This window comes from Nitrospirota bacterium (genome assembly GCA_016212215.1).
Classification (GTDB): Bacteria; Nitrospirota; 9FT-COMBO-42-15; order HDB-SIOI813; family HDB-SIOI813; genus JACRGV01.
The window spans coordinates 1-11,676 of the sequence record JACRGV010000028.1 but is presented as its reverse complement, the minus strand read 5'-3'; the positions used below and the strand labels follow the sequence as shown (position 1 = coordinate 11,676).

Here is an 11,676-nt window from a genome sequence, read left to right as displayed (position 1 = left end):
ATCATCAGACATGACTATATGCTTGTGAGACGGCGGGTCGTAAATAATCTGAGGGCAAAACTTGAGTTGTTTAAAAAGAGGCTTGTATCCCCCACCCTTACCCTCCCCCGCAAGGGGGGAGGGATGGGAGGGGGGATGCAGGTTATAAGATACGATTATGAACTTCTTGAACAGGTCAGGTCTGTCCTTGCCTCCTACCGGGGTCACATGAAATGGGCGGATACCTACAACTTAAGACGGGCCATACTCCAAAAGATACAGTTTCTTAAAGGAATATTTCTCATTTGATGGCGGCAGTATAAGGCCACATTATAAATATTGTGAAATATTTCCATCTGTAAAGAGTCAATATCTCTATTATATGTGCCTATTCAGAGATTCCTTTATCTTATTTCAGGTTGGCTGCTTCTATGAGTTTTACGGTGTGACTCCAATTATAGAGGAGATGATTGCATTGCTTAAACTGAAGAAAGTCGCACAAAGTAAACGAGGGGTGATACATGGTTTCCCTGAAAGACTTGAAGACCAATACGTAAAGGCACTTGTAGAGAAAGGGGTCTCTGTAGTCATTATCAAAGAGACGGATAGATATATTGGAAAGGTTAAGGAACGGTTACCGGTCATGAAAATAGTAAGCAGTGAACAGTAAGCAGTTAGCAGTGAAGGCAGGTTTTATCTGCTTCCTGCTAACCGCTTACTGCTTACTTGAATAAAGGAGACACACAATGCTTAAAACAAGATACATCATCTTAATGACAGTGATATTTATCTTAGCCGCTGCCTGTCTGTCCTATGCACAACAGGCTCAGCTATGGGAGACAGGGCAGACGACCTGTTACAATAGCTCAGGGAGTGTGATTACCTGTACAGGGACAGGGCAGGACGGGGATATAAAGGCGGGAGTGGCCTGGCCCAGTCCGAGATTTACCGTCGGAAGTGGTGTAGAGGTGGATTGTGTAACTGACAGTCTTACCGGTCTGATGTGGTCAAAGAATGCAAATTTACCTGGGACATATAAGACCTGGCAGCAGGCATTGGATTATGCCAACAATCTCACCCTCTGTGGTTACAGTGACTGGAGGCTTCCAGACAGAAAAGAGCTGATGAGCCTTATTGACCGCTCAAGGTATAACCCTGCCCTCCCGGCAGGCCATCCCTTCCTGAATGTGCAGTCTAGCCCCTACTGGTCGTCTACTTCTTACGCCAGCTACGCGAGCAGCGCGTGGATCGTCAATATGTGGAATGGCTACGTGGACAGCAGCTATGGGTCCAGCCCCTGCGTGTGGCCGGTACGTTCTGGACAGATCGGCCCTTTGGTCCATTCGATCATTGGGACCGTTACTGAAAATGGCACCGGTCTGGGCAGTGTGACCATGACCCTGAGCGGCGCAGCGTCCGCCACAACGACCACGGCAGGGGATGGGACTTATAGCTTTGCAGGGTTGGCGGACGGCTCCTATACAGTAACGCCTTCAAAGGCGGCCTACAGTTTTAATCCTGCTTCAAGGAATGTTGCCGTTGCGGGGGCTGATGTGTCAGGGATGGACTTTGTTGCCTCTGCTGTTCCGGACATTGTGGTTTCACCTGTGAGTCATGACTTTGGTTCTGTTCAGCCAGGTGCGTTGTCCCCGGCAAAGATATTTACCATTGCCAACAATGGGATTGCAAATCTGGTGGTGGGGACACTGTCTCTAAGCGGCACGGATGTCTCTCAGTTCGGTATAGTGAACGATAATTGTTCAGGCAAGGCTATTAGTCCTGCCGGTAACTGTACTGCTCAGGCGGTATTCAAACCCACTTCGTTTGGGGCAAAGACTGCAAGCCTGAGCGTGCCAAGCAACGACCCTGATACACCGGTTATGGCAGTTCCCCTTCAGGGGACAGGCGGGCAGGAAGGTCCATCAGCCATAAAAGGTGTGGTCTACAATTCCTCCCGCAGTCCAATAGCAGGGGTCAATGTTTTAATTGGAACCTACGCGGCAACTTCAGACGTAAACGGTCAGTACAGCATTCAGACTATCCCTTATGGCGACTATGTTGTCACGGTTAGCAAAACCGGTTTCGCGACTCATGCTGAGAACATCAGCATCCCGCCTATGACAACGGTTATCAAAGATTTCACACTGACACTCGCCTCTTCTGCAGAGATTAATGTCCTGAGCATTTCTTCAAAGTATGGGGGACATGTCTTTTACCTTGATGGAGTTGACCATCTTGTGACTTACTCTATCAATGTTGATTGGGGCGGTCATCCACCTCAGACAGTCAGATTTATTACTCCAAAGGGAAGTTATGATGTGGCAACGACAGGAAGCACTGCTCTAAGGGCGTTCAACATGGGCACTGAATTTGGTTCATGCGGCAAATTAAAGGTGCAGGCAATAAGTAGTGACGGAACCAGCTCCATAGAAAAAGAGGCTGACTTTGAGGTTATGTCATTCCCATTAGTTGATCTTTCTGCCTTCATGGAATTAATAGATGCGGGAGACAGATTTTACTATGGCACTAACAGTGGCGGTTTAAATTTAAGTTTTATAGAACAAGGTGTAGATGCTGGTATCATACCGAAAAATATACCGATATTTGGAGATTCCCCATTCAGACTGGATTATATCCCCGAAGTGAACACAGAGATAACGAGCAGTGGTGAATTTACAATGGGGTTCAGGTGGAGTGACCTTGAGGCAGGTAATGTTATAGATGAGAGTTGGGGCAGGGAGCATAATCTAATGAAGATTGTAGCACTGATAGATGATTATGCAGCAAAAGGCCGGGTGGACAGGAGGAGATTGCCGAAGGCTGCGGTCAGTAGTTTTGATTTGAGTTTTTATCCCATCGTAAGTATAAATGGAGAATTCCTTCCCTCTACCTGCCAGTGGGGTTATACCGGCAGTATCGGTATGGCCGGTGAGTTAGGATTATCGAAGAGCTGGCCATTTATTTTCATGGCAGGGCCTGTGCCTGTCCCCATGTATGCAAAGGCAACACTTAATGTCACAGCAGATGCGACAGCCCAGGTACTGGATATAAATCCTGTAAAACTTAATGGACAACTTGGTTTGAATCCCTATGTAAGAGGTTCTCTCGGTGCCGGTGTTGATGAGGTACTGGCAGTGGAGGGCTGGCTTGGCGGCGGTTCAGACCTTCAGCTTCAGTGGCCTCAAACGCCGGCACTTCAGGATCTTTCTTTGTATCTCAATGGCGGCGTAAGTGTATATGCCTTTCTCTTCAAGTGGGAGCAGGAGGCATTACGGTGGGACTGGAGTCTCTATAATCAGGCGGCAGCACTGTCATCTTTGGAGTATCCAAGGCAGTATCCTGCACAACCGAGCCTCCTGCAGAGGAATTATCTAAGCAAGCCCGGATACGGAAGATTCAGCAGGATGCCAGGATATTCTATAAAGACAATGGCTGCAGATGGGTTGCCTTATACCACAGCTATTGCACCTCTCCAGGTAAACGTCTTTCCATATTCGGAATCAAGCATATCTTCAAACGGTACAAATCTAAATCTTACATGGTTGTATGATAATCCTCAGAGAACCTCTATCAATCGCAGTATGGCCGTATCTTCTTCATTTAACGGGACAGCATGGAGTACACCGCAGGCTATATCAGATGACGGGACAGCGGATTTCCATCCTGAGATTATCACATTCCCAGATGGTTCAGCGGTTGCTGCATGGGAAGATGAGGGCATTGTGATGCCGGACACGGCTACCTTTGATGACATGGTGCAGAATCTTGAGATATCTGCTGCACACTATAATCCACAGACTGGGCAGTGGTCCGGCGCACAGAGATTGACATCCAATTCTTATCTGGACAGAAGCCCTAAGATGGCAGGGAAGACAGGTGACAATATAATCCTTACATGGATCAGCAATGAGACCAACGACCTTTCAGGCAGCGCTACAGCCCCGAATAATCTATGGTATTCAAAATGGGATGGCATGTCACAAAGTTGGAGTGCCCCGGCATTGATCTCTCAGATCCCTAATGGGCTTCTCAAATACTCGTTGTCTTATGACGGGAGTACCGGTCATGTTGTGATGAGCCTTGATACTGACGGGGATATGGCCACCATCAATGACCATGAGCTTTATATACTCTCGTATAGCAACGGTGCATGGGGGACGCTGACAAGGTTAACGGATGATTTAGTCACAGATGATAATCCGCAGATTGCAATAGACCCTGCCGGGAACTTTGTACTTACATGGATAAAGGGGAATGAGCTTTCGGGCGTATCAAATTTTGATATGAATGCAAGGACAGTCATCAGGGCAGATGAATACTCCTCCAACCTGGCTGATTTTAGACTCGCATCATCATCAGATGGCAAACTTTCAATAGTATGGGCAGAGTCTTCAGAGTATAGCTCTGATCTGTACGCTATATTTTATGACCCACTGTTTGCGGTGTGGGGAAGCCCGAGACAACTTACATCTGATACAGAGACAGAGAGACACATCACAGCATCTTTTTATGGCAATGATACACTGGTCGCTGTTTATAACAGGAATATTGTGGGACTTACTCAGGTGGCGAGGCCCACTGCGAGCGGGCAGAGTGTGACCCTTGATATGCCTGTTCCTGTAAGCACAGACCTTTATATGTTGAAATACACAATGGGGGAAGACCTTGCACTGGAAGGCGGCAGTCTCCTCCCATCACCATTAAATCCCCTCCCCGGCGAGAATATCCTTTTAAGAGTCAAGGCTATGAACCTTGGTGATAAGGGGGAGAGCAACATACCGGTTGTCTTTTATCTTGGTGACCCTTTAGCAGGCGGTACGTTGATCGGTGAAGCGGTTATCGGGCAGGTTCTAAGTCCTGGGGATACAACAGAAGTGTCAATACCATGGACAGTGCCTCAGACCACGACCCCGCTTTCTATTTATGCTGTAATAGACCCATCGGCGACGATTGATCCGGTTAACCGGTTTAACAATGTGGTAAGCACACAGATAGTGAAGCCTGACCTTGTGCTTAAAAGTGTGAGATGGGAGAAGTTGACAGACAGTCTGTTTTCCATAACAGCGAGGGTCTCAAATGACGGGTCTATTGCGAGTGGTGCAACAGATGTAAGGTTCAGAAAGGATTCTACCAGTGGGGAACTACTGTTTACTAACAGCATCAGCGCACTTGCGCCGTATGAGGCTATGGATGTTAATTTTGTGTGGGATGTAACCGCCCTTCCTTTGCCGCGATATGTTGTTAGTGTATCTGTAGATGAAGGTGGCATGGTTGCTGAATTTGATGAAGGGAATAATGCGGGGAGTATAACTATAGAAGGTCACTTACAGGATATTGCTGTTTCTCTGCTTATCGCAGATTTCGGTTCTGTAAATGTCGGGAGCAGTTCAGGAACGCAGAGGTTTACTATCACTAACACAGGGACGGCAGGTCTTAGCATAGGCACAATTGACCTTACAGGCGGGAATAACGCAGAGTTTGCTAAGCTGAGTGATACATGTTCTGCACAGACTATTGCCCCATCACTGAATTGCACAGTTCAAGTAGGTTTTATGCCTGCCTCAGCAGGTTTGAAAGCGGCTAATTTAAACATTCTGTCCAATGACCCTGATGCACCTGTAGTGGATGTGCCATTAAGCGGGACAGGGGTTGCTGCCCTGAATGTTGCAATAGCTCCAATAGCCGCTGGTACAGTATCCGGTACAGGTATCAACTGCCCTGGCGATTGCACTGAAAGTTATAATGTTTCCGGCGCATCTGTTCAACTTACAGCTACTCCAAGCACAGGCTATCACTTTGTGAACTGGAGCGGGGACGCAAGCGGTGCAGGAAATCCGGTAACTGTTTCAATGGAAACGAACAAATCTGTGACTGCAAACTTTGTAATAAATGCCTATACACTTACCATTTCAAAGAATGGTACCGGGAGCGGGACTGTAGCGAGCAATCCAGTTGGAATTGACTGTGGGATAGATTGTTCTGAGGTCTACAATCATGGCACTTCAGTCACCCTGACAGCGGCACCTGATGCTGGTTCAATATTTACAGGCTGGAGCGGTAATGCAGACTGCACGGATGGTATTGTAACGATGGGTTCTGCTAAAACATGTAAGGCTGCCTTTAAGGAGACAACCCCGCCAACCGGTTCTATCCTTATCAATAGTAACAAGGCATGGACAAAGACTTCCTCAGTTACCCTTACCCTCAGTTGTAGTGATGGCTCCGGTAGCGGCTGTGCTGATATGCGGCTTTCAAACGACGGTGTCTTTGATACTGAACCGTGGGAACTGTTTGCAACAAGTAAGGCATGGACACTGTCAGCAGGAGACGGTAATAAGGCGGTATATGTCCGTTATAGGGACAAGGCAGGTAACAGGTCATCAAGGCTTGTTGATTATATCAAGTTGGATACCACAAAGCCTGTAATCACAAGTGTCTCTGATACACCTGACCCGTTGAGACATCATCTCGGAGAGGTGAGCACAATTAGTTTCAATATCTCTGATAATTTGTCCGGCACATGCAAGGCAGTGGTAAAGATATTCAATCCCTCTGCTGTTCTTATCAGGACAATAATGACAACCTATAACATCTCCTGTCCCGTCGGCGGAGCGGCAGGTTCTGTAGTCTGGGATGGTAAGGATACAAGCGGCACACTTGTTCCTGCCGGTACTTATACTTACAAGGTACAGGTAGCAGATAAGGCACTGAACTGGTCATTTATCAAGAGTGGGACGATTACGGCGGAGTAGAGGTCATATATTTTGCCTGCATCTCTATTAGCTGTTTTTTTACCCGCCATGTAATACTGGTTTCTCTTTTGTCAGGAGAGCGTAGAAAGAAATATTGTAATTATTATTGATTTTACTAATCACAGTTAGTATAATTCTTGCAAATTACGAATTACGTTATGGCAAATGGAACAGGCATTAATACCACAGAACAGGCAATGGGATAATAAGAAGTACGCCCCGCTTTATGATCGGGATGTCCTTTCCTCCATTCTGAAGAAGCTTAAGATAAGGGAAGTTCAGGTACTGCTTGGGGCAAGAAGAAGCGGTAAGTCTACTATTTTCAAGCTCCTGATTAATTACCTTTCAGAAAAGACTGACCCTCTGAGTATCCTTTATGTAAACCTTGATGATCCTTTCTTTTCCGAGGTGTGGCGGGATGCAAAAGAGATTTACAGGATTGTTGAAACCGCTGAAAAGATTACCGGGAAAAAGATACGTTACCTCTTCCTGGATGAGGTGCAGAATGTCATTGGCTGGGAAAAATATGTCAAGAGTTCTTATGATGCTGAACGGTTTGAAAAGATATTCATTACAGGTTCTAACTCTTCCCTCCTGAAAGGAGGCTACGCAAGGCTGCTTTCAGGGAGGTATGTGGTTGATCATGTCTATCCGTTTTCCTTCAGGGAAATCCTGAGGGGCAACAATATCCGCACCTACAAAGATCTGGTAAGTCATAAATCAAAGGTCATGAGTATCCTTGATGGGTATTTGTTCTATGGTTCATTCCCTGAAATCTTAAAAACAGAGGACAATGATCTAAAGCGGGAGATACTCATAAATTATTATGAAACAATCATCCTGAAAGATTGTGTTGCCAATCATAATATCCGGGATATCAAAACATTCCGGGAGCTTGCCTTTTATTTAATCTCAAACATTTCTGCTTTGTATTCATATAACAGCCTTGCCAGGGCTGTTAAGAGTAATGAGAACACCGTCAGAGGGTTTGTTAATGTGCTCGAAGACAGCTTTCTGATACAGGAGATGAAGAATTTCTCTTATTCTCTGAAGACGCAATCAAGGGCGAGGAAAAAGGCCTATTGCATTGATAATAGTTTTCTGAACACGGTATCTTTCAGATTTTCCGACAACAAGGGGAAACTTCTGGAAAATCTCGTTCATTCGGAATTTTATAAAAATGGCTACCGGAACATCTATTTCTATCAGGATAATAAGGAATGCGATTTTATTCTGAAAACCGGAAAGGACCTCTATGCAGTTCAGGTATCGTATGAACTCGGTGAATCCAATATCAATAGAGAGATGGAAGGAATACAAGCCGCCATGAAGAAGCTGAATATAAAAAGGGGTTATATTATAACATACGACACTGAAACAGCTTTACAGGAAAATATTGCGATAATACCGTTCTGGAAGATTTATGAAGAGCTTTTTGAGAGGATAAAGTAAGCAGGATCATTGATGCATTGGAGATTCTGGTGACAATCACGGTTGAACATAGATGTTCCTATTCGTTCTGTTCAATGATTCTTTTTATAACATCCAAAAAATCCTCGATTATCCATAAGTCTTCTTTCAGGTATTTACATACCCGTTCATCGTCTACTTCATGATAAAGATGGATCAGGATGTTTCTGAAGCCTGCCATGGACTTCAGTTTTATTGCATATTCAGGATCAATTAAGCCCATGTCTTTCAGGATCAGGAAACATTCCCCATATTCATCAGGGACTTTTCCGGCGAGCTTTGCAACTATATGATGACATATATCAATAGTGGCCTGTATTGCTACAATAAAATTATACTTTGCTGAACTGAGTAATGTCTTATCAGGCAATATCTCAGCATCAGGAATGCCGGCATACTCTTTGAGGTTATTCAGGGAATTTCGGATTTCTTCTGAAAGGGTTTTGAGTCGTTCTATGTTTATTTTCTTATAATTGTCACTCATTAAGATACAAGGTCAAGCAGTATTTGTTTTCTTCCCGGAAGGAGATCAAAATATCTTTTCCATGTCATTTCTAAAAAATCACAACGTACGTCTTCATCTCTTGAAAATAATAGTATTCCTTTTGTAGCATAAAATTTGAAGCCTATCGGTGTATAGTTGATTATCTTAACGTCGAGAGGTTTTATGCCTGTCTTCATCTCTGCCCTTGTCGAAATATTCAGTTCGTAATCCAGTACCATATTCCTTCGTATTACTGTATCATCTACAAATATAGCAATATCAATATCCCTGAACGGAAGGCCGTCTGCATAAGAACCATGTACGTAAGCAAATATGATCTCTTTATAATTTTCAAAGTATTCTTTAAGCCTGAGTATGGTATAATCTCTTTCTTCCTGAGACGCCTGTTTGTATCTGTTTTTCATCGTTTTCCACCTAATCAAGTGCATCCTAAAGATACTGTACATCCACCTCGTTCCATAATGATTATGACTATAGCAGAAACCGGAAAGTTTTGAAATATCTTCCCAAAATTCTCTATCAAAAAACATGTGAAAAAATTTCTGTTGACAGTAAAAAATAGTTTAGCTAAGATAGCCATTAATAAAGTCAAATATTGATTCCTGATAATTGCAGTTAAGGCAACAAGTTAATTAGGAACCTTGCTTAATGTAAGGAGAACGCTTATGAGACGAGCAAAACTATCCCACTTCTTTTCTTCCCTGTTTCATTTCATAAAGCCTTCCGACAACAGCCGGTCAGGCCCGCAACTTGCAGTCAGTCAGTCAGTCAGTCATCGTATAATCTATCAAATATCTTTTTGTGCCTCAGGATTTTTCCCCAAAACCGTTCCGGGGCATGAAATAACAAATTCCAAAGCCCAAATTTCAAATAAAGCTCAAAGTTCAAAATTACAAAGGATGATGAAAATAAGACCCCCTCACCCTGACCCTCTCCCGCCTGGGGAGAGGGTACATAGAATATCCCCCTCACTTGACGGGAGGGGGTCAGGGGGAGGGTGGGCTGCGAGGAATGAAAATAGCAAGAGGTAAGAAGGCAGAAGACTGAAGGTAGAAGATAGAAGCATGAATGGTTTGATTCGTTCATTGCGAGATAACTTATAACCTTCAGTCTTCAGCCTAAATAAAGGAGACACACTATGCTTAAAACAAAACAAGTTATCTTAATGACAGCGATATTTATCTTATTCCTGCCGGTCTTTGTACTGGCAGCAGGCACGGTTGACCTCCCCAAGACAGGGCAGACGACCTGTTACGATTGGTATGGGGCTGTGATTGCCTGTTCCGGAACCGGGCAGGACGGGGATGTACAGGCAGGTGTGGCATGGCCCAGTCCAAGGTTTACTGTCAACGGAGATTGTGTTACAGACAATCTTACCGGCCTGATGTGGGTAAGGTCGCCTGACAGTGTTTCAAGGATATGGCAACAGGCACTGGATTATGCCAACAGCTTAAGCCTGTGTGGCTACACGGACTGGCGACTTCCAAACCGAAAAGAATTGCACAGCCTTACCGATTTCTCCCGATCTAATCCGGCCCTGCCGTCAGGACACCCCTTCCTGAATGTGCAGTCTGATTTTTACTACTGGTCGTCTACCTCCGGCCCGTCGAGCGATGCGTGTATCGTCGATATGATGGATGGCGGCATGAGCAGCGGCGGTAAGTCCAACGGCAGCTACTACGTGTGGCCGGTACTTTCCGGACAGTTCTGTCCTCATACTTCGGTTATTCCTACTTTCGCTCTTCCGACGGATTACACAGCATATAGTGTGCAAATTGAGCCGCTTCCTGACTTTGACATCCGTCTTCAAAATCAGGGCGCTGCAATGCTGCCGTCAGAAAACCAGAATCAGAGAATTACGACTCTTAAAAGTCAGGTTGGTGAAATGATGTAAGCAAAGTGGAACCGGTTTAATGGGACACCACGACATCTTTTAAATTACGAAGGCTATCTTACATCGCCGAGTGTTCAGGCACCCGAGGAAGTTGTTAAAGGATTTATAATGGACAATTCCGGCATCTTTGCCCTCACTCCGGCGGACCTTCCTGATTTTAAATTAATAAGAAAATATACGACAGAGCATAATGGGATTACCCATATCTCATTGAAACAACATTATCAGGGGATACCGGTAATTGAGGGGGAGATCAGGGGAAATGTTGATAGTGAAGGGAGGATTCTGAATATTGGAGGAGATTACTATCCCGGTATTAACATAGGGACAGTCCCTCCCATATCTGCTGTTGATGCAATCAGGACTGCGGCAGCGGACGCCGCACCTGGCGTTGCATTTGAACCGGTGGCATTATCCGGTCCAACTGGCCCGCCTCAGGAAACTGTATTTCAAAAAGGGGCGTTCAATACGACAGATGCCTATCACTCGGCAGGACTTGTGATCTTTCCTATGCAGGGGCAATTCCGGCTTGCATGGCAGGTCATTTTTCATAAAAATAGTAACGAACGGTATATCATCTTAGTGGATTCAGAAACAGGAAAGGTTCTTTACCGCACAAACATGGTTAAATTCAATTCGCCGTATGGGCTTGTATTTGCAGAGGACCCTGATGATGCAGGGCAGGTTACAAAATCCTTTACAGGTGATCTAACAGCTTCTCCACTTGGATGGCTTAACAAAGACGGCGGGGTCTATCATACACTCGGAGGGAATAATGTCTGTGCACAGGAGGATAGAGATAATATGGATAATGGAGGGTATAGTCCAAGCCGGCCACAGGGGAACTTTAATTATACCTTTACCAATGCATATTTTAATAGTGGTGGAACTGATTTGAATACAGATATTAATGCAACCATTACAAATCTATTTTATATGAGGCTCTTGCAAAAGTCTCCGTGACATCTGGTAAAACCGGCACAAAATTGGATTTTGCAATTTAAAAATCACCTATCGTACAAATTAGATCGTTAAATTACACTTTTTAAGCAATCCAAGCATTTTCAGGGCGTACT

General features: G+C 44.8%; 8 protein-coding genes. 6 read left to right on the top strand and 2 right to left on the bottom strand.

Annotated features, from left to right (window positions below):
* Positions 1–135: 135 nt before the first annotated feature.
* From HZA08_02785 to HZA08_02770, 4 genes are all read left to right on the top strand, one after another.
* Positions 136–288, top strand: a complete 153-nt coding sequence (locus HZA08_02785; protein ID MBI5192351.1) for a hypothetical protein — start codon at positions 136–138, stop codon at positions 286–288.
* A gap of 73 nt (positions 289–361) precedes the next feature.
* On the top strand, positions 362–649 hold the full coding sequence (locus HZA08_02780; GenBank protein ID MBI5192350.1) for a hypothetical protein: 288 nt from the start codon (positions 362–364) through the stop codon (positions 647–649).
* A gap of 76 nt (positions 650–725) precedes the next feature.
* On the top strand, positions 726–6,731 hold the full coding sequence (locus HZA08_02775; protein ID MBI5192349.1) for a choice-of-anchor D domain-containing protein: 6,006 nt from the start codon (positions 726–728) through the stop codon (positions 6,729–6,731).
* A gap of 165 nt (positions 6,732–6,896) precedes the next feature.
* A complete protein-coding gene (locus HZA08_02770; GenBank protein MBI5192348.1) occupies positions 6,897–8,183 on the top strand; it encodes an ATP-binding protein in 1,287 nt (428 codons plus the stop codon).
* Between the two features lie 58 nt (positions 8,184–8,241).
* Here the strand turns inward: HZA08_02770 and HZA08_02765 are convergent, their stop codons facing one another.
* Positions 8,242–8,685 (bottom strand): DUF86 domain-containing protein, encoded by a 444-nt coding sequence (locus HZA08_02765; protein MBI5192347.1) that lies wholly within the window; start codon positions 8,683–8,685, stop codon positions 8,242–8,244.
* Positions 8,685–9,110: a nucleotidyltransferase domain-containing protein gene (locus HZA08_02760; protein MBI5192346.1), complete on the bottom strand. Its 426-nt coding sequence runs from the start codon at positions 9,108–9,110 to the stop codon at positions 8,685–8,687. Before HZA08_02760 ends, HZA08_02765 begins: the two co-directional genes overlap by 1 nt.
* A 734-nt stretch (positions 9,111–9,844) precedes the next feature.
* On the opposite strand from HZA08_02760, the gene HZA08_02755 reads away from it, so the two are divergent.
* The gene (locus tag HZA08_02755) at positions 9,845–10,600 is read left to right on the top strand and encodes a DUF1566 domain-containing protein (protein MBI5192345.1); all 756 of its coding nucleotides are present in this window, start codon (positions 9,845–9,847) and stop codon (positions 10,598–10,600) included.
* Positions 10,601–10,708: 108 nt separating this feature from the next.
* Entirely contained in the window at positions 10,709–11,563 is an 855-nt protein-coding gene (locus HZA08_02750) for a M36 family metallopeptidase (GenBank protein MBI5192344.1), read from the top strand.
* Positions 11,564–11,676 lie beyond the last annotated feature (113 nt).